16 protein-coding genes are annotated in these 26456 nt (G+C 63.2%); 7 read left to right on the top strand and 9 right to left on the bottom strand.

Features of this window, described 5'->3' with window-relative positions:
- Nucleotides 1-32: 32 nt before the first annotated feature.
- The 5 genes from BLW50_RS08950 to BLW50_RS08930 all read right to left on the bottom strand — a co-directional run bounded on the left by BLW50_RS08950 (nt 33) and on the right by BLW50_RS08930 (nt 9441).
- Nucleotides 33-737 (bottom strand): LuxR family transcriptional regulator, encoded by a 705-nt coding sequence (locus BLW50_RS08950; protein ID WP_170850070.1) that lies wholly within the window; start codon nt 735-737, stop codon nt 33-35.
- A gap of 147 nt (nt 738-884) precedes the next feature.
- Nucleotides 885-3884, bottom strand: a complete 3000-nt coding sequence (locus tag BLW50_RS08945; protein WP_090700533.1) for an autotransporter outer membrane beta-barrel domain-containing protein — start codon at nt 3882-3884, stop codon at nt 885-887.
- A 220-nt stretch (nt 3885-4104) separates the two neighbouring features.
- The gene (locus tag BLW50_RS08940; protein ID WP_090700530.1) at nt 4105-7164 is read right to left on the bottom strand and encodes an autotransporter outer membrane beta-barrel domain-containing protein; all 3060 of its coding nucleotides are present in this window, start codon (nt 7162-7164) and stop codon (nt 4105-4107) included.
- A gap of 162 nt (nt 7165-7326) precedes the next feature.
- Complete coding sequence (locus BLW50_RS08935) at nt 7327-8298, bottom strand: AraC family transcriptional regulator (RefSeq protein ID WP_090700525.1); 972 nt, start codon at nt 8296-8298, stop codon at nt 7327-7329.
- 315 nt (nt 8299-8613) lie between these two features.
- On the bottom strand, nt 8614-9441 hold the full coding sequence (locus BLW50_RS08930) for a helix-turn-helix domain-containing protein (RefSeq protein ID WP_090700523.1): 828 nt from the start codon (nt 9439-9441) through the stop codon (nt 8614-8616).
- A gap of 133 nt (nt 9442-9574) precedes the next feature.
- Here BLW50_RS08930 and BLW50_RS08925 point away from each other — a divergent pair, with 133 nt between their 5' ends.
- The gene (locus tag BLW50_RS08925) at nt 9575-9934 is read left to right on the top strand and encodes a nuclear transport factor 2 family protein (RefSeq protein ID WP_090700519.1); all 360 of its coding nucleotides are present in this window, start codon (nt 9575-9577) and stop codon (nt 9932-9934) included.
- 42 nt (nt 9935-9976) lie between these two features.
- The gene (locus BLW50_RS08920) at nt 9977-10390 is read left to right on the top strand and encodes a hypothetical protein (RefSeq protein ID WP_090700515.1); all 414 of its coding nucleotides are present in this window, start codon (nt 9977-9979) and stop codon (nt 10388-10390) included.
- 54 nt (nt 10391-10444) lie between these two features.
- Here the strand turns inward: BLW50_RS08920 and BLW50_RS31230 are convergent, their stop codons facing one another.
- From BLW50_RS31230 to BLW50_RS08890, 3 genes are all read right to left on the bottom strand, one after another.
- Nucleotides 10445-13222 (bottom strand): autotransporter outer membrane beta-barrel domain-containing protein, encoded by a 2778-nt coding sequence (locus BLW50_RS31230; protein ID WP_280141455.1) that lies wholly within the window; start codon nt 13220-13222, stop codon nt 10445-10447.
- Between the two features lie 144 nt (nt 13223-13366).
- Nucleotides 13367-17950 carry an autotransporter-associated beta strand repeat-containing protein gene (locus tag BLW50_RS30655; protein ID WP_170850068.1) on the bottom strand — a complete coding sequence of 1528 codons (4584 nt, stop codon included), beginning with the start codon at nt 17948-17950 and terminating at the stop codon, nt 13367-13369.
- 57 nt (nt 17951-18007) lie between these two features.
- Nucleotides 18008-21331 (bottom strand): autotransporter outer membrane beta-barrel domain-containing protein, encoded by a 3324-nt coding sequence (locus BLW50_RS08890; protein ID WP_090700501.1) that lies wholly within the window; start codon nt 21329-21331, stop codon nt 18008-18010.
- A 208-nt stretch (nt 21332-21539) separates the two neighbouring features.
- Here BLW50_RS08890 and BLW50_RS08885 point away from each other — a divergent pair, with 208 nt between their 5' ends.
- The 4 genes from BLW50_RS08885 (at nt 21540) to BLW50_RS08870 (ending at nt 24869) form a co-directional block, all read left to right on the top strand.
- Nucleotides 21540-22040 (top strand): CinA family protein, encoded by a 501-nt coding sequence (locus tag BLW50_RS08885; RefSeq protein ID WP_244544184.1) that lies wholly within the window; start codon nt 21540-21542, stop codon nt 22038-22040.
- A gap of 223 nt (nt 22041-22263) precedes the next feature.
- Nucleotides 22264-23280 (top strand): ABC transporter substrate-binding protein, encoded by a 1017-nt coding sequence (locus BLW50_RS08880; protein ID WP_090700498.1) that lies wholly within the window; start codon nt 22264-22266, stop codon nt 23278-23280.
- Between the two features lie 39 nt (nt 23281-23319).
- Nucleotides 23320-24099 carry an ABC transporter ATP-binding protein gene (locus tag BLW50_RS08875; protein ID WP_090700494.1) on the top strand — a complete coding sequence of 260 codons (780 nt, stop codon included), beginning with the start codon at nt 23320-23322 and terminating at the stop codon, nt 24097-24099.
- A complete protein-coding gene (locus tag BLW50_RS08870; protein WP_090700490.1) occupies nt 24096-24869 on the top strand; it encodes an ABC transporter permease in 774 nt (257 codons plus the stop codon). Before BLW50_RS08875 ends, BLW50_RS08870 begins: the two co-directional genes overlap by 4 nt.
- A 246-nt stretch (nt 24870-25115) precedes the next feature.
- Here the strand turns inward: BLW50_RS08870 and BLW50_RS08865 are convergent, their stop codons facing one another.
- Nucleotides 25116-25397, bottom strand: a complete 282-nt coding sequence (locus BLW50_RS08865; protein ID WP_139267539.1) for a hypothetical protein — start codon at nt 25395-25397, stop codon at nt 25116-25118.
- A 335-nt stretch (nt 25398-25732) separates the two neighbouring features.
- Between BLW50_RS08865 and BLW50_RS08860 the strand changes: the two genes are divergently transcribed.
- Nucleotides 25733-26425: a class I SAM-dependent methyltransferase gene (locus tag BLW50_RS08860; RefSeq protein WP_090700482.1), complete on the top strand. Its 693-nt coding sequence runs from the start codon at nt 25733-25735 to the stop codon at nt 26423-26425.
- The last annotated feature ends 31 nt before the right edge of the window (nt 26426-26456 follow it).

Genomic DNA, 26456 nt, shown 5'->3' with positions numbered 1-26456 from the left:
AAGAGCAGGCGCCGTTACTATTTTGCCACAGGTTACGACAGGCCACTCAGTACCAGGCGCGCGACCGCTTGCGAGCGCGTCTTGGCGCCCAGCTTGCGCCGGACCTGGTCGAGGTGAGTCTTCACCGTCGTCTGGGACAGGTCCATGATGGCGGCGATTTCCAAATCGGTTTTGCCGGCGGCTACCCAGCGAATGCATTCCAATTCGCGATGGGTGAGAACAGCTTGCGGATCGGCAACCGGAGCGAGGCCCATCAGCGCGCGGCAACGCTCATGAGTCAGGAACGAGATCTGATGCAACAGGGTGCGCAAGGGCGGCGGCATGGGCTGCTCCTTGCCCGCCAAGGCGACGAGGCCGAAGTAACCACCTGGCCCATGGATCGGCACTGAAAGCCCGTCCGTCCACCCCCAGGCGACGGCGGTGTCCCAAATGTCCTGCTCGGCGCGTGAGAGGGTTCGCTGCGCTTTCGCTTCCAACCAAGTGAAGGGCGCGATGCGCCGACGCGCTTCCGCCACGCTATAATCGGCGGCGACAAAATTGCGGCTGATATAGAGCTCGATCCAGGCTGGCGGCCAATCCTGAAAGAAGAAATGCGTTTCCGGCCCTCGGTCGGTCGACAGGAAGGCGCCGCAGGCGCTCGCGTTATAGCCATAGGCCGCGATGCGATCCCTGAACAGAACCTTGACCTCATCGATCGTTGCACACTTTTCGAGCGCTGCGGCGAATTCTCCGATCATTGCGAAACAAATCCTCGTTGAAGCCATCGACAGATGGCGCGCATCGTAGGGATCGTCAGAAGCCGCTTCAACTGGAATGAGAAACGGCGCCGTCATCGGGAGACGGCGCCGGATCATTTGCTTATAACGCTGATCAGAATTTCCAGATCAGAACTTCCAAGCGAAGTTGCCCTTGATGGTCTGATCGGTGAGACGCGAGCCGAACTGGCCGCCGTAGGAGATGCCGAGCGTCGCCTGCGAAGTCAGGTTGAAGTCGAGACCGGCTTCGACGATCGCGGCGTTCTTGGCAATCGGCAGACCGGCGACCGAGAACGGCGTGCCACCGGCGAAGGCGGCTGCCGAGATCGGCGTCACATCGCCGAAGGCATAGCGCCAGCCGAGCGTGCCACGGGCCGTCAAGCTGACCGAACCGAGGTTGAACTGCTGCGAGGCGCGCAGGCCCAGCGTCGTGAAGGTGATGCCGGTGCTGTTGCCACGCACGTTGAGTGCCGCCGGTCCGCCGGTCTCGCTGAAGCCATCGGTGGTCAGATTGACATAGGCGAGATTGGCGAAGGGCTCGAGGCCGAAGCTGCCAGCTCGGATGCCATAGCCGACTTCACCGAACACCTGTGCGGTGCGCGCCGTCTGGCGGCCGTGCAGGCTATTGGTGGCCAAGCCCGCGAAGCTGACGGCGCGATTGGTCGTCAGATCATGCCAAGAGATGCTGGCGCCGGAACGGAAGACGAAGGCACCGAATTGCGAGCCGCCATAGATGCCCAGGTGATAATTATCGCTGGCGCCTGACGAGGAGCGGTCGTTGACGCGGAAGCTTGAACGGCTGTAGCCGGCGAGCAGACCGACGCGCCAATTGTCACCGACCAAGCCGTCGGCACCGATGAAGGCGCCGCCCACATCATTCCTCATCCGTGCGGCAGTGCCGTTGCTGGCGGTCGTACCCCAGCCGCCAAAGGCGCGGCCCCAGACCGCGAAGCGTTCGGTCTTACCTGGCAAAAGCACGGGACCACCTGGCGCATAGGACATGACCGGTGTCGGCGTTGCGCCAACACCGTCGAAGGCCGAGCGCAGCCGATCGACGCTGGCGTCACGCAGGAAGTGGCTGTCCTGGAGGATGACAGTCTTGGAGGAGGCATTCACTTCGCCCGAGAGCTGATCGAAGGCGGCGCGGGCCTGCGGCGCCGAGAGGTTGAGAACGGCGTTATAAACCGGATTGCCCCAGCCGCTGCTCTCGACGCCAGCGCCCGTGCTGCTCTGGTTCGAGGTGACGCCGATCGCGGCGAAGTTGATGTTGTTGCGGGTCATCGTCAGATAGACGCTGTTGGCGTCATAGCTGAGCGACGGCGTCAGGAAGGCGAGGTTGGAAGAAACGCCGCTGAACGTGCCGGTGCGGCCACCGGTGGTGGTGAGGATCGAATACTGGGTCAAGGGCGCATAGGTGCCCGCAGCCGCCAGCACCTGCACGTTGCCACCGTTGATGTTGGCTGTGCCGGCGGCGATCTTGTCGGCCTGTCCGGTCGCGTTGACTTCGACCTGATAGATCGAGCCGCTGGCGAAGGTGATATTGCCGGCGACGTTTAGCGTGCCGATCGAATTGCCCGGCGCCACCGTGGCGCCGGACGAGACGAGGAGGGCGCCGATTGTGCCCGTGCCCGAGATCAGACCGCCGCTCGACACCGTGATCAAGCCGCCGATCGTGCCGGCTGCATTGAGCGCGGCTCCGCCAGCGATCGAAATGCCGTCCGCATAGGATTGCGTGCCGGTCAGCGTCCAGGAACCGCTGTCGACGCTCATCGTCTGGAAGTTGATGGCGCCGGCGAAGGTTCCGGTGCCATCAAGCGAAATCCGATTATAGCCACCGCCACCGTCGACAGCGCCGTTGATCACCGAACCCGTGCGGATATTCAGAGTGTCATTGCCCGAGCCGAAAACGATCGCCTGGCCGTTGCCGCCGGTGATCGTGCCGGAGTTGGTGATCACATTGTCGAGCGTGCTGTTGATATAGATGCCGTAGCGATCTCCGGTGATCGTGCCGGCATTGGTGATCTCGATCGCCCCGAAGGCCGGCCCTTGCGAGCTGTTGTCGACCAGGATGCCGTCGCCGGTGCTGCGGATGATGCCGCCAGCCATATTCCGGATGACGCCGCCGCCGATGGCGATGCCCTGGGCGGTATTGGTCAGGCCATCGGAACCGACACCCTTGGCGCCGATACCTTCGATGATGCCATAATTGGTGATGTCGCCGATATAGTCGATGTCGACGCCGTCGCCATCGCCGTTGGGAACGCCAGCGCGGTCATCGATCCGGCCGGAGATCAGGCCATAGTTGATGACTTTGCCGCCGACATCCGAGCCAAAGCCCGAACCGTTACGGCCGATGATCTCGCCGCCGGCTTCGTTGATGACGGTGATGTAGGAACTAGGGCTGTTCGAGGCGGCGTCGTAACCGTGATTGATGCCGTGCCGGCCACCGGAGATGAGGCCGCTGTTGACCACCGTGCCGCCGGTGCTGTTCTGGAAATCGACACCATCGGCGCCGGTGTTGTTCAGATAATCATGGGCGATGATCGAGCCGGCATTGTTCACCGTCGCATTATTGCCGGGACGAATGCCGTCCGCGTCAGCGGTCTGCAGCAGGCCGCCGGCGTAGTTGTTAATGGTGATGCTGGCGGTGCCGGCGGTGATATTGCCGAAATCGATCGACTGACCGTTGTTACCGTTGACGCCGGTGGCCTGGATCGTGCCGTAGTTATTGACGATGATCGTGCCACTGCTGACGTTCTGCCCCACCTGCACGGCGTCGTTCTGCGACTGGATTGTCGCGCCGGCGCGATTGGTCAACGTGAAGGTCATCGCCGTGCCATTGTTGAAACGGATGGCGCGGGTGCCGGTGCCCGTCGATTCGATCGTCCCGGCGTTGTCGATCACCACGCCCGTGGCGGCGGAGTTTTGATTCAGGGTCGGATTGGCCGCTGACGTCAGCGTCGCGCCGGCGCCAATGGTGATTTGATCCGTACCGCCAAAGTTCCGCGCGCCCGTGGATGTGGTGCCTGCCGGGATTGTGATGTCGGCGGCGATCGCGCTTGTGATGCCAAAACTACAAGAGAGAATGATGAGAGAGAGCGGACTGACACGGCTATACAAGGATGGCATGTTTTTTTAACCCCACTGCACACTGCAGGGGCGGTGTATCTATCGTGCTATGACATTATCGCGACAAGCTGCGGATATTTCTTTCCTTTCTCACGGCTTTGATGGCACGTGTGGATTAAATACGACAGTCTAATGAAGGAGAGTGCGCGAGCAGGCGTGCTGCAGCACTATCGGCGTGCTCATTGCCTGTTTTTGATGCAGGCCGCTGCTACGCCGTGTATCAAAACTTCCATATAAAGTTGCCTCTGACGCTCTGATCGGTAAAGCGCGAGCCAAACTGGCCGCCGTAGGAGAGACCGAGCGTCGCCTGTGGTGTCAGGTTGAAATCGAGACCAGCTTCGATGAGAGCGGCGTTCTTGGCGATCGGCAGGCCGGCGACAGTGAAGGGCGTGCCGCCGGCGAAGGCGGCTGCCGAGATCGGTGTCACATCGCCGAAGGCGTGGCGCCAGCCGATGGTGCCACGCGCCGTCACGCTGACAGAGCCGAACGTGATCTGCTGCGATGCCCGCAGGCCCAGCGTGGAGTAGGTGATGCCAGTGCTGTTGCCACGCACGGCCAACGCCGCCGGGCCACCGGTTTCGCTGAAGCCATCGGTGGTCAGATTGACATAAGCGAGATTGGCGAAGGGCTCGAAGCCGAAACTGCCGGCCCGGATGCCATAACCCAGTTCGCCGAACACCTGCGCGGTGCGCGCCGTCTGGCGACCGTGCAGACTGTTGGTGAAGCCAGGGAAATTGACGGCGCGGTTGGTGGTGATGTCATGCCAGGAGAGGCTGGCGCCCGAGCGGAAGGCGAGGGCGCCAAACTGCGAACCGCCATAGACGCCCAGGTGGTAGGTGTCGCTGGCGCCTGACGAGGAACGATCGCTGACACGAAAGGTGGAGCGGCTGTAGCCGGCGAGGAGACCGAAGCGCCAGTTGTCGCCGACCAATCCGTCGGCGCCGATGAAGGCGCCGCCCACATCATGGCGCAGGCGAGCAGCATTGCCGTCGCTATTGGTCGTGCCCCATGCACCGAAGGCGCGGCCCCAGATGGCGAAGCGTTCGGTCTTACCCGGCACCAGCACCGGGCCACCGGAGGCATAGGACATGACCGGCGTTTGCACAGCGCCGACACCATCGAAGGCGGACCGCAGACGATCCAGGCTGGCGTCGCGCAGGAAGTGGCTGTCCTGGATGATCACGTTCTGAACCGAGGCATGTACCTCGCCGGAAAGTTGATCGAAGGCAGCGCGGGCCTGAGGTCCCGAGAGATTGAGAACCGCAGTGTAGATCGGGCTGCTCCAGCCAGCGCTCTCGACACCGGCGCCTGCGGCGCGCTCGTTGCGCGTGTCGCCAACAGCCGCGAAGTCGATGCTGTTGCGGGTCATCGTCAGATAGACGGTGTTGGCGTCATAGCTGAGCGATGGCGCGAGAAAGGCGAGGTTGGAGGAAACCGAGTCAAAGGTGCCGCTACGCCCGCCTGTGGCGGTGAGAACGGTGTATTGGGTCGATAGCGCGTAATTGCCCGCACCCGCCAGCACTTGCACGCTGCCACCGCTGATCGTTGCTGTCCCGCCGGCGGCGATCCGGTCGGATTGACCGGCGGCATTGAGCTCGACCTGATAGATTGAGCCGCCGTTGAATATGACATTGCCAACGACATTCAACGTGCCGATCAAATTGCCTGGCGCCACGATGCTGTTGGTGCCCATGTAAAGGGCACCGATCGTTCCGGTGCCGCTGAGCATCGCACGCTCTTGGCTCGGATCCGCTTGCACGTAGACAGTGCTTCCAAGTTTGCCGTTGACGACTAAATGTCCGCCGCTAACCGTGGTGATTCCCGCAAAGCCGTTGCTATCGGCGGTCAATATCGTCGTGCCGGCTACGTTATCGACATTTCCATTGCCGCTGATGATTGGCGTGAATGTGTAATTCGAGCTCGTGTGATTGAAAACGAGGCTGCCTGTTCCGTGGTCGCCAACTTGCACTTCGGCGGCATTGATCGTGCCAGGAGCCGCGGGCGGGTTGTTTCCAGGCGAGGTAATGGCGCCTCCGATGACAATTCGTCCAAAGCCATTGGAGCTCAAGCCCGCTTCGATCAGGCCGTTGCCATTGCCGACGGTGACGGTGGCGCCGTCATTGACGGTCAACTGGCCATAGCCGGCGCCCGAAGCGCCACCGACAGAGAGCGTGCTGCCCGCGATATCCCAGAGCGAACCCGCGCCTGTGACCAGCACGCCGCCCGAAGAACCGGTCTCCGCACCCACCGCGGCATTGCCGCCAGTCATCACCGCGCCGCCGTTCTCGATCGTCAGGGAGCCTCGGCCGAGGTTGCCGATGATCGTATCGACGGCGCTGGTCAGAATCGAGTTGACGCCCGAAACGCGAATCGAGCCGATGGCATCCGTTTGGTCGCCGACAAAGATGCCATAGGCCGTTGCTTGCGCACCGTTGGTCAATGTGAGCTGGCCTGAGCCCTGAAAGCCGACATAGAGATTGAACAGGACATTGAGAGAAGAGCCGGGGCCGTCGACGTTCACGGCGCCTGTCGCGGCGGGCGTATTGCTGCCGATGCCGACGGCGATCGCATTCACCGTTCCACCGCCAGAAATGGCGAGGGATCCATCGCCATTGTACCCGACGTAGAGCGGTCCAAGATTGTCCCATCGGGAATTCGCGCCGGTCACGCTGACCTGGTTGGCGTAGCCGCTCGGCATGTAACCGATATATCCTTCGGTGTTGACGACCCAACCGCCGTTGCGCACCTCAAGCGCGCCATAGCCGAGGTCGCCGACGATGAGCTGGTTGGCGACGCTCAGAACTGACGACGCACCGTCGACGACGATGCCGCCGCTGCTGCCGGGATAGACGCCGGCGGTGACGTTATTGGCGGTGGCGGTTGCATCATTACGGACGGTGAGAGAGCCGCTGCCGGTCGATCCGATGATGAGGGCGCCGGAGCTGTTCCAGATCGCCCCCGCGCCGGACACATCGACTGTTCCACTCGAACCGATCTGATCACCGACGATTGCGTCGGTGTTGCTGACGACGCCGCCAGGACCGATGTTCAACGTGCCATTGCTGAAAGCGCCGACGGTCAACGTATTGCCGATGGTCCAAGGCGAGGCTTGTGTGCCGGGCACGGTCTCGGTCGCGCCGCCGTCGATGACTACTTGCGCAAAGGTGATCGAGGGCGCCAGCGACAGCAGGGCGGTCGTGGCGAGCAGGGCCAGTCGCCGACTTTGGCCTGCGCCACGCTGAGCCCTATCGACGATGCCACGCTGTTTGATCGCAACCATTTGTCCCCCAAGGAATCGCGCGCGTCACTGCGAAACGCGCAGCCCTTGTGACTGCTACCGGAGGGGGCGGTGATGTTGCTTGGGCTCGGCGCTGCCGCGATTTGGGCTAGACGGCAGAACGGGCAGGGCGACGCAGTCTGTTGCGGATGAGCCACAGAGCGGTCAGCGCTTCAGGGCCGCAGCGCGAATGTCCGACGGGGTCGCGCCATAGCGACGCCGGAACGCATGATTGAAATAGGAGAGGTCGCCGAAGCCTGTGTCATAGGCGATGGCGCTGATCGTCCACACGGTGCACCCGGGATCGCAGAGCAGGCGATGCACGCGCGCCAGGCGCTGGCTGAGAACGTAATCGGTGAATGTCGTTCCCTCCTCGTTGAACAGAGCGCGAATGCTGCGCGGCGAAATGCCGTGGCGTCGCGTCAGGGCATCGACGCTCAGGTCGCGCGCCAGAAGATGGCTGGCGATATCGTCTTTGATGGCGCGCATGCGCGCTGCGCGCACACCGCGTTGTTTGGCCTCCATGGCGCCATCGCGCGTGGCGCCCAGCAGCAAGGCGGCGAGGTCATGCATGTGGGTGGAGACGGCGCGGCGCAGGTCTGGCGAAGTCAGGGTCTCGGCTTCGGTGACGACCCGCGTGTAACGCGTGAGCAGTTTGAGCGTCGGATTGTCGGGCTGGATCAATTTGACCAAGGCCGCTTCGACATCGCCAGTCAGCACGTCGAGCCGCTTTCGGTTGAAGCGCAGGTTGTACATGCGTGAATGAGCATGCCCATAGAATGTGCCGGGGATGCCGTTCGAGACGAAGGCCGCTTCGCCGTCGCGCAGGGTGACGTCTCGCCCTATCTGATGCAAAGAGCCATGCCCTTGCGGAGAAAAGACAAGGACGATGTCGTCATTGTCGATCATCGCCGTGGTGTGGCGGTTGCGTGTCGGCGAAATATGTCCGACGGCTAGGCCGAAGTCGGCAAAGCCCGTGATGTTGAAATTCAGGTCGAGCGGATGGCCGGGAAGCGGTTCGATGTCGAGTTGCATGACGGTGCGGCCATAGGTTTCTCGGAATGCTTCGATATAGTCGGAGCCTGGAAAATGCGCACTGGTGATGGCGAGTTGGCCCACGGCATCAGCGATCGTCACTTACGCCTCCTGCGCCCGAAGCGATATCGGTTCGTTGTTCCTTCATGGGACGTGCCCAACGGTGATGACGGTACAAGCGCCTGCAGTTTGCAACGGGCGTTGCAAGGAACATGGCAAGGAACGTCGCAGGAAGCGGGCGCTGCGGCGAGGGTCTGAATTATCGGATTGCGACTTATTTGGATCGAGGCGGCCGATGGGCGGAAACACGTGGATGTCAGAACGTTCTGCCACCTGGCCTCGATATCCGTCTCTGATCAGGAAGCCGGTATCTTACACCGATACATGTCATTTTCCTTGGGCTGCGCGGCGCCTGCCCTAGGGTTGAGTGGCGGACTGCGCGACGTTGGCCAGCGCTTGCGCTGTCTGCGCATCAGCGGGAAAGAACGCCTCGATAGCGAGTTCCGACAGGGTCACTTCCAGCGGCGTACCAAACACGGTCGTCGTGCTGATGAACGACAATTCGCCCGCTGGCGACGAGAGCCGCAAGGGCGTCGCGATCACGGGCCCGTCCGCGATGCGCGGCGGCTGCCGGCGCGGCGCCGGATAGTTGCGCAACTCCTCCAACAGATCGACCAGCCCGGCATCGGCCGTGGCGTCGATCTGTTGCGACAGGCGCATGAAAATATGGGCCCGCCATTCCTGCAGGTTGAGGATGCGCGGCGCCAGTCCCTCGGGGTGCAGGCTCAGCCGCAACACGTTGACGGGCGGCGTCAGTAGCGCCGGCGCGATCCCGTCGAGGAGGGGCGCGACGGCGGCATTCATGGCGACCAGGTTCCAGCGCCGGTCGACCGCCAGCGCCGGATAGGGCTCGTGGCCTTTCAGCACCAGATCGACCGCTTGCCGGGCGGCGGTGAGCTGCGGGTCGTCGAGGGCGCGCTCGCTGAACGATGGCGCGAAGCCGGCCGCCGCCAGCATCACATTGGTCTCGCGCAGCGGCACCTCGAGCTGGTGCGCTAGGGCCAGCACCATCTCGCGCGATGGCTTGGCGCGGCCGGTCTCGACGAAGCTCAGATGCCGCGTCGAGATCTCGGCCTCGGTGGCGAGGTCGAGCTGGCTCAGGCGGCGGCGTTGGCGCCAGACGCGCAGATGGTCGCCGAAGCTGACCGGGGCGGGCGAGGGGGAAGAGAGGGATGTCGTGTTCATGCCCAGCACTCTAGCCCGAGGCAAATCGTAATCCCATTACCTGGCAGGTAATCGACCCGCCGCCGTTCCGCGCCGATTGTGGGGTCACCACGGACGAAGCCATCCCGGCCGGTCCGAACTCAGGAGACCTCAGATGACCGATTTCAACCAGATCGCCGACCGCTATCTCGCCAGCTGGAACGAGCGCGATGCGGCCAAGCGCGACACAGCTCTCGCCGGCGTGTTCACCGCCAACGCCAGCTTCGTCGATCCGGTGATGCAGAGCGAGGGGCTGCCGGGCATTTCGGCGATGATCGGCCAGGTGCAGGAGCGCTTCCCCGGCCACAGCTTCAAGCGCCTGGGCGAGGCGGACGGCTACAACGACCGTGTGCGCTTCACTTGGGAACTGGCGGCCGGAGATGGCGCCGTCGTCAAGGGCACCGATGTCGCCACCCTCGATGCGGCCGGCAAGGTCAACGCCGTCATCGGCTTCTTCGACTTCGTCCGTCAGTAAAAGTTCGTTTCGCAACCGATTCAATCGAAAAGGAAATTCATCATGTCGAATCTCATCTCCATGATCCGCTCCGAAACCTTCCTGCGCCGCATCCTGGTGCTTGATGGCGCCACCTGTGTCGTCATGGGCGCAGCCCTGCTGCTCGGCGCCGAGGCGCTCAGCGAACTGCTCGCCATTGATGGTTTGGTGCTGCGCGGCGCTGGCGCCGTGTTGCAGCCCTTCGCCGCCTTCGTGTTCTGGACGGCGAGCCGCAGCGCGGTACCGGCCTGGGCGGTGTGGACGATCGTTGGCCTCAACCTGCTGTGGGCGGTCGAAAGCGTGGCCTCGCTGGCGGTCGGCTGGTTGGCGCCCAATGCGCTCGGTGTGACCTTCGTTGTTGCTCAGGCCGTCGCGGTTGCCGTCATCGCCGAATTGGAAATGATGGCTATCCGTCGCCCGGCCCAGCGCACCGCCTGAGCCTCACTGTTGGCGATCCTGAAAGAGCCGGGCCTTGGCCCGGCTCTTGGTCGTTTACCACTGATAGCGGATCGCGCCCTTGCCGGCGTAGCTGTTGCCGCGGCCGGAGAACTCACCTTCGAAGGTAGCTGCGATGGACAGGCCGCCCTGCCATTTCATCTCCGCCCCGGCCGAGACCAGAGCCGCATTGCGCGCCAGCGCTGCGCCAGTGACGGTGAAGCCGGAGGCGGGGAGGTTGAGGAAGGAGGCCGAGATCGAGCTGTTCGGGTTGTAGTTATGCGCCCAGGCGAGGCGGCCGCGCAGAGTGAGCGTCGCATCGCCCATCTCGAAGGCCGTGTCGGAGCGCAGGCCCAGTTCCGAGCGCCAGGCGGTAACGCTCTTCGAGCCATAGTTGAGGGCGAACAGGCCGGGGCCGGTGATCGCCTGCTCGCTGTAGTTGGGCAGCGAGATGTTGGTGAATTGGCCGGCAGCATAAGGCGTGACGCCACCGAAGGGCGTGCCGAAGCGGTAGCCGCCCTCAAGTCGCCCCGAGAAGGCGCTCGCGTTGAAGCGGGCGCGCAGTTGGTCGAACATGACGCGCCGGTCGGTGGTGACGTCCTGCCAGCCGTAGGCGAGCGAACCGGCGACATAGGCCGAACCAAACGTCTGCCGGCCGTAGAGACCCGCCTGGAACATATTGGCCGAACCGCTGCCGGCGCCGCTGGCGAGGCGATAGCTGGTGCCGCCACCGCCGAGCGCGAAGCCAATCACCGTGTCGGGCGTGGCGCGATAGTCGGCGCCGGCGACGACGCCGAAGATGCCGTTGATCGCCGTGCTGGTGCCGGTGAGGGCTTGGCCGCGCGTCGTCTGCGTGCCGCCGTAGCTCGCGCCCCACACACTCCAGCGTGATTGTTGCGTGACCATGAGGGGAGCCGTGCCACGCGGCAATGGCGCGTAGGACATCGGCATCATGGTCGTGGTGCGGCCGCTGGCATATGGATCGCTCATCAGATTGAGGAAGCGATCCATGATGCTCAGCGTCGCCTGCTGGACGCCGGTGCCGGCTTCACCCGACGCCTGCGACAGGCCGGACGGCCCCAGTGCGCCGAAGACGAGCGGAATGCCACCGGCGGTGTTGAAGGAATTGACCAGGGCATTGGCGACGCTCAACTGGTTTACCGTCAGGCCACCGCCGAAGTTCGGTGGGGTCGGGCCAGGACCAGGATCCGGCGGCGTATAATTCAAAGAAAGGTCGAGATAGGCGTTGTTCTGATCGTAATTCAAAGCCGTCGAGAAATTCGTCGGCAGGTTGGTGTTGACCGGCCCCGAGAACGTCCCGTTCACACCTCCGGCGGCATTCAGCACGGTATAGCGTTTGGTGACATAGGCACCGGGTCCATAGAACGCCGAGAGCGTCGCGCCGTTCAGCGTGGCGATCCCTGAAACATTGACGCGATCGGCGTTCGAGGGCGAGACCTCGACCTGATAGGCCGAGCCCGCCATGAAGGTCAGATCGCCTTGCACGGCGAGCGTGCCGATCGAATTGCCCGGCGCCAAGGTGCCGCCGGCGTTGATCAGCGTATTGCCGACGATGCCGGTGCCGGCGAGCGTGCCGCCGCCGTTGACCGTCACCAGCGATGACGAGGCGATGGAGCCGTTGACCGAGAGGATGCCGGCATCGACCGTGGTCTTGCCCGTGTAGGTGTTGACGCCGGTTAGAGTGACCGTGGCGCTGCCGTCCTTGATGAGCGCGCCGTCGCCGGTGATGATGTTGCTGATCGTCGCGTTGTTGGCCGATTGGTCGAGAGCCAGGGAGCCGCCGCCATTGAGGGCGATATTGCCGCTGATCGTGCCCGCTGTGCCAACTGTCAGCTGATTGGCGCCACCGGTGAAGGTGATGGCGTTGGCTTGCGTCAGGCCGTCGCCGCCCATGCCGCCGGTGATGCTGCCGTTGTTGATGACGATCAGATCGCCGCCGACAACGCCCGCGCCACCGGCGCCGGCCTGGCCGTTCAGGCCGGTCGTGGCGGGACTGGCGAGGGTGCTGCCGCCAGTTCCGCCAACGCCGCCATTGCCGCCGATGATGGTTCCGTTGTTGGTGAGCGTGATTCCGGGCGAGGTGAGCAGAACGCCGCTGCCGCCATCGCCGCCGCTGCCGCCATTGCCGCCATAACTGAGACTCGGACTATCCGACGCCGGGTTGGCGTTACCGCCGTTGCCACCATTGCCACCGGCGCCACCCCCAACGTTGCTTGTGCTGTATACGTTGATTGAGATGCCCGTACCGGTGAAAATCGCCCCAATGCCGCCGGCGCCGCCGCCACCGCCACCGCCGCCGCTATAGGCCCTATCAGTGGCGCTACCGCCGTTCCCGCCGTCACCACCTCCGCTGCCGGAAAACGAGCCTCCTAAGCCCGTAGTGGATGACAAGACCAAGCTGGCACGACCACCACTGCCGCCGCCACCACCACCAGCGCCGCTCAGAAATCCGGAAGCATCCTGGCCATTCTGTCCGGTGCCGCCGCCCGCAGCGCCGATAAAGCCGTTGCCTCCGGTCCCACCAAATGTGCCCGTTGTATTCGTCAAGCTACTGCCGCCGCCGCCGCCGCCGGCCCCGCCGCCGCCCGTGTAAATGTCCTCGTATCTGCCGTTGCCGCCCGACTGGCCCAGCGCGCCGGCCAGGCCGCCAACCCGTTGAAAGGTGCTGCCGCCGGCGCCGCCCTGTTGCGCCGAGGCGGTTACCGCCGCGCTTAGGCTCGCCGCCACGACCAGCGCGGCCAGCGACACGCCATTGAGCCAATAACGATGCTGCGCCGGCGCGCCGCCGAGCGTCGATTTCCCTGATCCGAACATTGAGCCCCAGCTTGGATGTGACGGCCAGCCCGCTGGTCGCCGTCTATCGAGATTCGACCATCGTAGCCCGACGATACTGCCACGCCAAGACGAAGCTGAGGCTTATCTACTTGCATAACAGAGCTTTTTTAGCTCCGCTTTGTCTCACCATTGGTAGCGGATGGCGCCCTTGCCGGCGTAGCTGTTGCTCCGGCCGGAGAACTCGCCCTCGAAGGTGGCGGCGATGGACAGGCCGCCCTGCCATTTCATCTCCGCGCCGGCCGAGACCAGCGCCGCATTGCGCGCCAGCGCCGCGCCATTGACGGTGAAGCCGGAGGCGGGGAGGTTGAGGAAGGAAGCCGAGATTGAGCTGTTCGGGTTGTAGTTATGCGCCCAGGCGAGACGGCCGCGTAGGGTGAGTGTGGCGTCACCCATCTCGAAGGCGGTGTCAGAGCGCAGGCCCAGTTCCGAGCGCCAGGCGGTGACGCTCTTCGAGCTATAGTTCAGCGCGAAGAGGCCGGGGCCGGTGATCGCCTGCTCGCTGTAGTTTGGCAACGCGATATTGGTGAACTGACCGGCCGCATAGGGCGTCACGCCGCCGAAGGGTGTGCCAAAGCGATAGCCACCTTCGAGCCGGCCCGAGAAGGCATTGGCCGTGAAGCGGGCACGCAGTTGATCGAACATGACGCGTCGATCGGTGGTCACGTCCTGCCAGCCATAGGCCAGCGAGCCCGTCACATAGGCCGCTCCAAAATTCTGGCGGCCATAGAGACCGGCCTGGAAGACGTTGGACGAACCGCTACCCATGCCGGTGGCCAGGTGATAGCTGGTGCCGGCACCGCCGAGCGCGAAGCCGATGATCGTGTCGGGCGTGGCGCGATAATCGGCGCCGGCTGCGAAACCGTAGATGCCGCCAGAATAGGTATTGCTGCCGATCGCGGCGATACCTCGTGTCGTTTGCGTGCCACCATAGCCGGCGGCCCAGACGCTCCAGCGCGATTGTTGCGTGACCATCAAAGGCGGCGTGCCCTTGGGCAGCGGCGCATAGGACATCGGCACCATGGCCGTGGTGCGGCCGTTGGCATAAGGATCGGTCATCAGGTTGAGGAAGCGATCCATGACGTTGAACGTGCTCTGCTGCACGCCCGTGGCGGATTCGCCCGAAGCCTGCGTCAGGCCTGATGGACCCAGTGCACCGAACACCAGCGGAATGCCGTCGGCGGTGTTGAACGAGTTGGTCAGCGCATTGGCGACGTTGGTCTGGTTCACTGTCAGGCCGTTGCCGAACTGCATCGCCAGATCGAGATAAACATTGTTGGCGTCATAAGCTGCCGTGGCCACAAAATTGGGCAGATTGGTGTTCACCGCTCCCGCGAAGGTGCCGTTCACGCCGCCGGCCGCGTTGAGCACCGTATGACGCTTGGTGACATAGGCGCTCGGTTCGTAGATCGCCGAGAGGGTTGCGCCGTTAAGCGTGGCGATGCCTGACACATTGACACGATCGGCACTCGTCGCCGACACCTCGACTTGATAGGTCGCTCCACTCATGAAGGTGAGATTGCCCTGCACGGTGAGCAGGCCGATAGAATTGCCGGGCGCCAATGTGCCGCCGGCATTGATGATCGTATTGCCAACGATGCCATTGCCGCCGAGCGTGCCGCCGCTGTTGACGGTGGTCAGCGAGGACGAAGCGATGGAGCCGTTCACCGACAAGGTGCCGGCATCGATGATGGTCGCGCCCGTGTAAGTGCTGATGCCCGTCAGGTTCGTACGGCCTGTGCCGATCTGCCTGACACCGCCGCCGCCGGAGATCACCCCATCAAAAGTCCAGCTGTCGGCGCGATTGAAGGCCAGCGTGCCGTTATTGGTGACATTGCCGGTGATCGAGCCGCTGGTGCCCCCGTTGCCGATCTGCAACGTGCCCTGCGTGATCGTTGTGCCGCCGGTATAGGTGTTGGCGCCGGTGAGGATCGTGGTGCCCGATCCGATCTGCTGCAGATTGCCGCCACCCGACACGACGCCCGCGAAGGTGACAGCGTCCGAGCGGTTGAAGGCCAGCGTGCCGTTATTGGCGACATTGCCGATGATCGAGCCGCTGGTGCCCCCGTCGCCGATCTGCAACGTGCCCTGCGTGATCGTCGTGCCGCCGGTATAGGTGTTGGCGCCGGTGAGAGTCAGCGTGCCCGCATCGGTCTTGATCAGGCCGCCAGCGCCACCGATGACACCGTTCTGCTTCAGAGTCGTGCCGGTCGCGACCTCGAACGTGCCACCGCCCGCGTTCAATGTCGTCGCGCGGGACATTGTGATATCGGCCGTGGTCCGCAAGGTGCCACCACCAAAGGTGAGGCCGCCGCTGGCGTTGCCAAGATTACCGTCAGTTGAGACCGACAGCGTGCCGGCTGTGATCACCGTGCCGCCGGCATAGGTGTTCGCCCCGGTGAGAATCGTGGTGCCCGATCCGACCTGCTGTAGATTGCCGCTGCCCGACACGACGCCCGCGAAGGTGACCACGTCCGAGCGGTTGAAGGCCAGCGTGCCGTTATTGGTGACATCGCCAGTGATCGAGCCGCTGGTGCCCCCGTCGCCGATCTGCAACGTGCCCAGCGCGATCGTCGTGCCGCCGGTATAGGTGTTGGCGCCGGTTAATGTGAAGACGCCCGTGCCGGTCTTGGTCAGTGCCAGCGTCGCGGCGCCATCTTGCAGAATACCGGCGAAGGTCGTCGATGTTGCATTTCCCGTTGTCAGCGTCGCATTCGTGGGGCCGGAATTGGTAACCACACCCGTACTATCGCCCGTAAGGGATCCAATCTTCTGGTTGAAGCCGCCGACATCGAGCGTGCCGGTGGTCACAAGGGAAATCGCGCTGTTGGGGCTGAAGGCGTTGGTCGCGCCGCCACGAAGCACACCTTGATTGACTATCGCGTTGGCAAAGGTGTTTTGAGTACCGGTGAGCAACAACGTACCCGCGCCGGTCTTTACCAAAACCGAGCCCGGCGCGGCGTCCTGGATGATACCGCCATAGGTCAGAGTGAAACCATTGGTGTCGATCGTGCTGACCGGTGCGGCTAGATCGATGGTCAAATTGCTCACGTCGACATTCGCGCCGGCCTGCAATGTCCCGCCGTTGAGGGTGATCGTTCCCAGTCCGAGCGCGTGATCGGCCGTTACCTGAAGCGTGCCTTCATTGATCCGCGCGCCGGCTGAGAAGTTGTTCGTATTATTAGTGATGACCAGAGTTCCCGCGCCCATCTTCACCAGCGTCGCGGGGTCGCCAAACTCAGTGATTTGGCCTGCATAGGTGCCCGTGCCCGATGTAACGCTGAAGTTTGTGGCAGGCCCTTCCAGATCGAACTGATTCTTGATGGTCACGCCGTCCATGATCTGCAGCGTGGCATTGTTCCATCCGGTGACCAGACCAGTGCCCAAAGCGGTGTCGCTGCCCGCGACGACAGTCGCACCGCCGTAAATGGATGTGCCGCCTATATAGGTGTTATTGCCGGTTAGGACCAGTTTGCCTGGCCCGACTTGCGTCAGCCCGCCATTGCCTGAAACGACGCCGTTCACCGTGAAGACCGAGCCGGCGGCGTCCTGCGTGAACGTGCCACTGGTGTTGAGGACGATGTCGCGGCTGGTGCTGAAACTGCCGGTGGTCATCAAGGTTGGGCCTGTCCCGCCAGCATTCGGGATCGTGTTGTCGAACGTCAGCGCCCCGGCCGTGCCAAGGCTCGCATCAGACGAAATCGCCAGTGTGCCCGAGCCGATAGTCCAGGATGTTGTCGCCTGGGCCGGTGTGCCGGTCAGGGTCCAAGTGCTATCGCCGGTCTTTTGGAACGAAGCGAAGTTTTGATATTGCTGGCTCGCGCCGATTTGGCCGACATTGAAACTCGCGTTGGTCGTTCCGCCCAGGGCGAACACATCATTGCCGCCGGCCGTTGCCACCACATTGCCGACGATCGTCGAGCCCGCCTGCAATTCCAAACGATTGCCGTTGCCAAAAAACGAAATGGCGTTGGCCTGTGTCGTTCCGTCGCCGGCCAGTCCACCACTAATCGTCCCAGAATTGATAACCGTCAGGTTGCCGGCCGCCGGCCCGATAATGCCGCTGCCACCGACGCCTGCAGCCCCTGCCAAACCGACGGGCGCACTCGTCCCGGCACCTCCTGCACCACCGTTGCCCCCTGCGATCGTGCCGCTGTTAGTTATGGTGATGCCGCCGCCCGTCACGACAATGCCGTTGCCGCCGTCGCCACCGCCACCACCATTAGCTCCATCGCCGTTGCCATTGCCGATGTGCCCTGCGCCGCCCGCACCGCCAGCACCGCCTTGAACCGTTCCCGGATTGCTAAAATCGATCGTCAGTCCGTAAATACCATTGCCACCAGCGCCGCCGCCGCCACCGCCGATGCTGCCTCCAATATGAAATGAGGGTGAGAGACTTCCGCCATTGCCGCCGGCCCCGCCGGTCGGTGCTGCGATGGTTCCGTCCGCGCCGCCGCCGCCGCCGGCATTGCCGAGGCCGTTCCCATCCCCTGGCGATCCAGCTCCGCCTGGCGCCACACCCGCGGAACCGCCAGCTGGTATCCCCGCAGACGAGGCGCTGCCTGCTTGGCCGATGTCGCCGCCGTTGCCGCCGTTAGAGAAAACGCCCGAGCCGCCAGCCCCGCCTGCAGCCCGGGCAGAAACTGCGAATAGCGAACAGATGCCAAACGCCAGACTGGCGAGCGCTTTTGTACCGCGATGAGATGTCATGCCCGTCGTCCCCCAAAGTCCCTAAACTGTCTGCCCCACTACCGTGATGCAGCCTTTTCACCACTGATAGCGCAGCGATCCCTTGCCGGCGTAGCTGTTGCTGCGGCCGGAGAATTCGCCTTCGAACGTCGCTGCGATCGACCAGCCGCTCCGCCACTTCATCTCCGCGCCGGCCGAAACCAACGCCGCGTTACGCGCCTGCGCGGCGCCATTCACCACGAAACTGGAGGCGGGGAGGTTGAGGAAGGAGGCCGAGAGCGAGCTGTTCGGGTTGTAATTATGCGCCCAGGCGAGGCGACCGCGCAGCCACAGCGTGGCGTCGCCCATGTCGACAGAGGTGTCGCCGCGCAGACCCAGTTCCGTGCGCCAGGCGGTGACGTTCTTCGACGCATAGTTCAAAGCGAAGAGGCCAGGGCCGGTGATCGCCTGCTCGCTGTAATTCGGCAAAGCGATATTGGTGAACTGGCCGGCCGCATAAGGCGTCACGCCGCCAAACGGAGTGCCAAGGCGATAACCAGCCTCGAGACGACCCGCGAAAGCGTTGGCGGTGAAGCGGGCACGCAGTTGATCGAACATGACGCGTCGGTCGGTGGTCACGTCCTGCCAACCGTAAGCGAGCGAACCCGCCAGATAGGCCGCGCCAAAATTCTGGCGGCCATAAAGGCCAGCCTGGAAGACATTGGACGAACCGCTGCCCAGTCCATTGGCGAGGTGATAGCTGGTGCCGGCGCCGCCGAGCGCGAAGCCGATGATCGTATCGGGCGAGACGCGATAATCGGCACCCGCCGCAAAACCGTAGATGCCGCCGGTGTAGGTGTTGGATCCGACGAAGCTATTGCCGCGCGTCGTTTGCGTGCCGCCATAGCCAGCCGCCCAGACGCTCCAGCGCGTCTGTTGCGTGACCATCAAGGGCAGGGTGCCCTTGGGCAGCGGCGCATAGGACATCGGCACCATGTCCGTGGTGCGGCCGCTGGCATAAGGATCGGTCATCAGGTTGAGGAAGCGATCCATGACGTTGATCGTGCTCTGTTGCACGCCCGTGGCGGATTCGCCCGAGGCCTGCGTCAGGCCGCTCGGCCCGAGGGCGCCAAACACCAAGGGAATTCCGCCGGCGGTGTTGAACGAGTTGACCAGCGCATTGGCAACATTGGTCTGGTTCACCGTCAGGCCGCCACCGAAGTTCGGCGGCATGTAGTTCAAGGTGAGGTCGAGATAAGCGTTGTTCGGGTCATAGTTCAGCGCCGCCGAGAAATTCGTCGGCAGGTTGGTGTTGACCGGCCCGGAGAACGTGCCGTTCACGCCGCCAGCGGCATTCAGCACCGTATAGCGCTTGGTGACATAGGCACCCGGCGCATAGAGAGCCGACAAGGTCGCGCCATTCAGAGCGGCGATGCCGGTGACATTGACGCGATCGGCATTCGAGGGCGAGACCTCGACCTGATAGGTCGAGCCGGGCTTGAAGGTGAGATCACCTTGCACGGTGAGCGTGCCGATGGAATTGCCCGGTGCGAGCGTGCCACCCGCATTGATTGTCGTCGTGCTGACGATGCCGTTGCCGGAAAGCGTGCCGCCGGAATTCACGATCACTTCCGACGACGAGGCGATGGAGCCGTTGATGGAGAGAACGCCTTCGTTGACGGTCGTGCTGCCCGTATAGGAGTTGATGCCGTTGAGCACCTGTTTGCCGGCGCCGGTCTTGACCACCGAAACGGGATCGGGGCCGCCATCGAGAATGATGCCGTCGTAAACGCTCGTGCCACTCGGAGTTCCAATGGTCAGCGTCACAGGCCCGAAGCCGGTGCTGCCGACCTGGCCGGTACTCGCGCCCGAAAGCGAGAGAAATGTCCGGTCGTAACCGCCCATGTCGAGAATGCCGTCGACGATATAATGGGAGTTCGGCGACAGGCCGTCGGGCGAGATGCCCCACAAAATGCCGTCTGCGGTGATGTGGGTCCAGCCGCGATAGGTGTTGTAGCCACCGAAGACCACGAAGCCACCGAACGGGCCACCGTCGCCAGTGATGGTCAGCACGCTGTTGTCGGTGCCGCCGGTGATATTGCCGCCGATGGCGAGTATGCCCGAGGCCGCATCGAGCGTGCCGCCGCGCGCGGTGATGGCGATGTCGTTGTAGAGGACAACGCCACCGCCGCCGCATCCGCAACTCGATACGCGCAACGTGCCGCCGTTCATCGTCACGACGCCGACACCCAGGGGCTGCGGGCCATCGAGTTCCAGTGTGCCTTCGGTGACAGTCGTGCCACCCGAATACGTGTTGAAGCCAGCCAGCAAAACGGTGGCCGTGCCAACCTTTTCCACCGAGCCGTTGCCGGTGATATCGCTATAGATCGCCGTGTCGTTGGCAGATTGGTCCAAGGTCAGCGACCCGCCGCCATTGATGGCGATATTGCCAAAGATGTCGCCCGCCGCGCCCATAGTCAGCCGGTTGGCGCCGCTGGTGAAGGTGATCCCATCGGCCTGTGTGAGCCCGTCGCCGCTCACGCCGCCCACGATCAGGCCGTTGTTGACGATGGTCAGATTGCTGCCGGTGATGCCTGAGCCGCCCAGACCCGCAAGGCCGGCGACCGCATCCGTGGAACCGCCGCCGAGGCCTCCGTTGCCGCCGGCGATGATGCCTGCGTTGACGACCGTTAGATTGGTGCCTGAAAACCCAGCGCCGCCGTTACCACCATTGCCGCCATTACCCTGGGCGCCCCCGGGCAGTGCCACACCTTGTCCCACACCGCCATTGCCGCCATCGCCACCCGTCAAACTACCCGCCGAGGTGTTTTCGACGATGACACCTGTGGCATTGACGAACAGGCCATAACCACCGTCACCGCCGCCACCGCCATCGCCTGCACCACCGAAGGTGGCTCCGATCTGGCCATTGCTTCCGTTGCCGCCGTTGCCGCCCTGGGCCGCGGCAGAGTTCACTGTAGGGCCTGACGCGACATAGCCATGCCCACCGGCACCGCCGCCGCCACCACCATAACTCGCAGACCCGCCATACACGGTGGGGCCACCATTACCGCCATTACCACCGACCGGAGCTAACGCAGTACCCGAGGCACCACCCCCGCCGCCACCCCCGCTTACAAATGCACTGGACGGGCCATCGCCTCCATTTGCACCGGGGGAAGCTCCGGCGGCGCCACCCGCCACATAGGACGTCGACAGGCCGGGCTGGTCTGCGGTACCTCCGGCGGCGCCGCTGTCGAAGTCGCCGGCTCCGCCGGCACCGCCCTGCTGCTGCGCCGAGGCAGGCGTCAGGGTGATGCCAAGTCCCGTCGCAACGATCAGCGCCCCCAGCGACACGCTGTTGCGCCAAAAGCAATGCCGCACCGGCGCGGCGCGATGCGTTGCTTTCCGTGATCCGAACATTGAGCCCCAGTCCCGGATGTAATGGCCAGCCCCTGGCCGCGATCTCTTAAATTTTAGCAACCGTATCTTGATCGCTTCACCGGGCCAAGATGAATCAGAAGCTTATCTGTTTACCCGTGCGCTCATTTTTGACTTGGATGCCGTTTCCTCAACGGTCGAGCTTCTGCCATAAAGAGCCGAGGTCGTTTTGGGCAAAGCGGGGAGCAGTATGGCGGACGCGATGGATTTTTCCGATATGACGGCGCGGGCGGAACGGGTCGCCGCGCTTTTGAAGACACGCGGCGAGAGCATCGTCATCGCCGAATCCTCGGCCGGCGGCTTGATCGCCGCCGCTTTGCTGTCGGTGCCCGGCGCCTCGGCCTATTTTCTTGGCGGCCTCGTCGTCTACACCCAGAAGGCGCGGTTGCTGCAGCTTGGCATCGGCGATCTGCCGCGGGGCATGCGCGCCTCCACCGAGCCCTATGCGGCGCTGTTGGCGCAAACCGTGCGCGAGCGCTTCGCCGCCGATTGGAGCCTGGCTGAAAGTGGCGCGACAGGGCCGGGGGGCAATCGCTATGGCGATGCTTCGGGCCATTGCTGCCTCGCCATCTCCGGCAAGATGAGCATGACCACGACCGTCGAAACCGGGAGCGAGGATCGTCAAGCCAATATGTTCGCCTTCGGCGTGGCGGCGCTCGACCTTTTGGAGATGGCGCTGGTGAGCGCATGAAAATGCCCCGTCCAGCAACTGGACGGGGCGTATTACAAATACAGTACAAACAGGTGCTTAAAAATACCCAGCCCGGTACCTGCGAGTTCTCTTACGTTCGGCTGCGTCGAATGGATCTGTCGTTGGACGAAAAAAATCGATCCAATTGGCACATCGCTTGCGTAATTCCTCACGATGTTTCAGCCTCCGCTCATTCGGGAGGCAGCAGGAAGGGGAACGGGGAATGACGAAGCTTAATTTCAAGGCGGCTTTTGCGGCGATTGCTGTCATTTCGTGCAGCGCCTACGGGGCGGCTGCCCAGACGGCGGTCAAATTCGCGCTCGACTGGAAGTTCGAGGGGCCGTCGGCGCCTTACTTCGTGGCGATCGACAAGGGGTTCTATAAGGCCGAAGGGCTCGACGTCACTGTCGACACCGGTCCAGGCTCCGTGCAGGGCATAGCCCGCGTCGCCGCCGGCACTTATCCGCTCGGCTTCTTCGACATCAACTCGCTGGTGAAATTCCGCGACCAGAATCCGGATCAGAAGGTGACGTCGGTGATGATGGTCTATGACCGCCCGCCGTTTTCCCTCGTCAGCCTGACGAAGACCGGCATCAAGACGCCCAAGGATCTCGAAGGCAAAGTTTTCGGTGCGCCGGCGGCTGACGGCGCCTTCGCCCAGTGGAAAGCCTTCGTCAAGGAGAACAAGTTCGACGATTCGAAAGTGAAGATCGAGAATGTCGGCTTCCCGGTGCGCGAGCCGATGCTGGCCCAGGGCAAAGTCGACGTGATAGCCGGCTTCTCGTTTTCGTCCTTCTTCAATCTGCAGCAGAACAACATTAAACCCGAAGACATCTCCGTCATGCTGATGTCCGACCATGGCTTGGTGCTCTACGGCAACGCCATCATGGTCAATCCGGAATTCGCCAAGGCCAATCCGAAAGTGGTCGCGGGCTTCGTCCGTGCGACGATCAAGGGCGTCATCGAGACCGCGAAGAATCCCGACGAGGCGATCAAGTCGGTGATGAAGCGCAATGAGACCGGCGATCTCGCGATCGAGCTGGCGCGCCTGAAGATGGCGCTGCGCGACAACATGGTCACGCCCTGGGTCAAGGCGAATGGTGTGGGCGGTGTCGACATGGAACGCATGGCCAAGTCGATCGACCAGATCGCTGATACCTATGAGTTCAAGAACCGGCCGACAGCCGCTGATATTTTCACCAGCGAGTACCTGCCAGCGGCCAGCGAGCGCAAACTTTGAGCGGCAACGTCTGATCCAACCTCCGAGCGGAGAGAAGACTTGATCGCTCTTGATAATGTGTCGCTCGCCTATGCGGGACGCACGGGTCCTGTGCTTGCCCTCGAAGGCACGACGCTCAACGTCGCTCGCGGCGAATTCGCCGCGGTCGTCGGCCCCTCCGGTTGCGGCAAGTCGACCCTGATGAAACTCGTCACCGGCTTGGTGAAGCCGACGGCGGGCTCGGTCGCGGTTGCTGGCAGCCCGGTGCGCGGCCCGGTGAAAATGGCGGGTATGGCGTTTCAAAACGCCAACCTGCTGCCCTGGCGCACGGTCACCGACAACATTCTGCTGCCGCTCGAAATCGTCGAGCCCTATCGCGGCAAGTTCCGTTCGCACCGTGCCGAATATGTCGCCAAGGTCGAGGACTTGCTCGCAACCGTCGGTCTCGCCGGCTTCGGCAATCGCTTCCCGTGGGAATTGTCGGGCGGCATGCAACAACGCGCCTCGCTGTGCCGCTCGCTCATTCACGAGCCGGCGCTATTGATGCTCGACGAACCCTTCGCCGCGCTCGATGCGTTCACCCGCGAGGAATTATGGTGCGTGCTGCGCGATGTCTGGCAGCGGCTGAAATTCACCGTGGTGCTGGTGACGCACGATCTGCGTGAGGCGGCTTTCTTAGCCGACACCGTGCATGTGATGAGCGCGCGGCCCGGCCGCATCATCGAAACCCGCGACGTCTCGTTCTCGCGGCCGCGCGATCTCGACGTCTGCTACGAAAAGCCGTTCACCGATCTCGTCCACGATCTGCGCAACAAGATTGCACAGGTGCGCAAATCATGAACTCCTCCAAAATAGAAACCCTCGCGCCGTGGATTTTCGTCGTCGCCCTGTTTGCCATCTGGGAACTCGTCTGCAAACTGTTCGGTGTCTCGACCATCATCCTGCCGGCGCCCACCGACATCTGGGCGGCGATCCTGCGCTATTGGTCGCCGCTGTTGCGCAACTCCTTCGTCACCTTGTGGACGACCTTGGCCGGCTTCGCGCTGGCGGTGGGCTTTGGGCTGTTCCTTGGCCTCGTCGTTGGCTGGTCGCGCACCATCTATCGCGGCCTTTATCCGGTGATGATCGGCTTCAACTCGATTCCGAAAGTCGCTGTCGTGCCGATCCTCGTGTTGTGGTTTGGCATCGGCGAAGTGCCGGCGATCCTCACGGCCTTTCTGATCTCGTTCTTCCCTGTCGTCGTCAACGTCGCCACCGGGCTCGCCACCATCGAGCCCGAGCTTGAGGACGTGCTGCGCGCGCTTGGCGCATCGAAGCTCGATGTCATGCGCAAGGTCGGTATTCCCAGAGCCATGCCGTATTTCTTCGGCTCGCTGAAAGTGGCGATCACCTTGGCCTTCGTCGGCACCGTGGTGTCGGAGACCATCGCCGCCAATGCCGGCATCGGCTTTCTGATGGCGCAGGCGGGCTCGAACTTCCAGATGCCGCTGGTCTTCGCTGGCCTGATCGCGCTCGCCGTCGAGGGCATCTTGATGTACGCAGCCACCGCCTGGCTCGAACAGCGCATGACCGGCTGGGCCTTCCGCTCTCAGGGCAGTGCGGCGGCGTAAGGGGAGCAGAGGAGGGCATCGGATCTAAACCCCGGTGTCATCCCCGACAGCCGCGCAGCGGCTGAGCGGGGATCCAGAGCAGCCGCACGAATGCTGAACATGGTGCCGTCGCGAGCTGATGCGGCTTTCTACCGCTTGCTCTGGATCCCGGATCGCCTGCTGCGCAGGCGTCCAGGATGACACCAAGGCTGCGGCTTGTCGTACTCGGCACGCCGCAGGCGCGATCTCGGCCAACGCCCTGCCGTGTCATTCTCCCCGTGGGGCGAAGGGATCGAATGTACTCCGGTGAGGCCGGCACAGCTCGATCAACCGCATGTCAAATTGCGGATAATCCAGTGTAGGAAATATGGCTTTGGCGGCTGACGCCACAATCTTCTTCGCCTCAAATTGATTCTGCTTGAGGGACGCGCTTTCCACCAATCGCTCCGTCACTTTGGTAAAATCAGCGAGGGATTTGATTGATGCCACGTCATCGTCGGCAAATTTGATTTGCGGAACAGCAGATTCGATCTGGACGGCGATGCTCATAATAATCCCAAACTCCTCCCAGCCCTCCTGCAGTCGATGCATGTCATTTGATACGGCGTCGAGCGAAGCTCCGCACGAGGGACATGTCGCGGACCGCGAGAGGAGAACAGAGACGGACTGCTGGGCCGAATGCGAACAGATCGGACATTTGACTACTTGAGGGTCTTGCCACTTCATCTATCATCCGTCAGCTAGAGAGCTGCGCCGTCCCGATGGGCGAGCTTATCACGAATGGGGGGCGTCGGCTTCAGCGTCAGGGATGATACAGGGATGCCTTTCCCTCGCCATCGCGCCCCTGTAGGACTGGGGCTCACGCAGGCAACGGAAAGGCAGCAATGACCTCTTGGCGCGAATATTGGGATGGGCCGCACCCGATCTATGTCAGCAAGCGGCACCGTCAGCTGCATTTCGACCTGATCGCCCGCGACATCGTCAAACTGTTTCCGTCGCCCACGGCCGTCGTGCTCGACTATGGCTGCGGCGAGGCGTGGACGGCTGTTGATCTCGCCCGTGCCTGCGCCAGGCTCTATCTCTTCGACACCGCGCCGACCGTGCGGGGAGCGGTCGCCCAGCGCGTTCGCAACGAAGCCAATATCACCGTGCTCGACGAGACGGCGCTGGCCGGCCTCGAGCCCGGCACGCTCGATCTCATCGTCGTCAATTCGGTGCTGCAATATCTGTCGCGCGACGAACTCATCGCGTTGCTTGATCTGGCGCGCACGAAATTAAAGCCGGGTGGCGTGCTGGCGCTGGGCGATGTTATCCCCGAAAACGCCAATGCGCTGTCCGATACTGGGGCGCTGCTCGGCTTCGCCGCCCATGGCGGCTTTCTGACGGCGGCCCTGAAGGGCATCGTCAAGACGGTGTTTTCCGACTATCGTAAGCTGCGTGAACAGCTCGGCCTGACGCGCTACAGCGAGACCGCCATGATCGAACTGCTGCGTGGCCATGGATTCGCGGCCGAGCGGGCGGCGCGCAACATCGGGCACAATCAGGGCCGAATGTTGTTCCTGGCGAGGCCCGTCTGACAGCGGTTTAAGCGGCCATTCGCGGGGTGGC

Source organism: Beijerinckia sp. 28-YEA-48, assembly GCF_900104955.1.
Taxonomy (GTDB): domain Bacteria; phylum Pseudomonadota; class Alphaproteobacteria; order Rhizobiales; family Beijerinckiaceae; genus Terripilifer.
The sequence above is the reverse complement of the archived record's forward strand: the minus strand, read 5'-3'. Positions and strand labels throughout refer to the sequence as shown.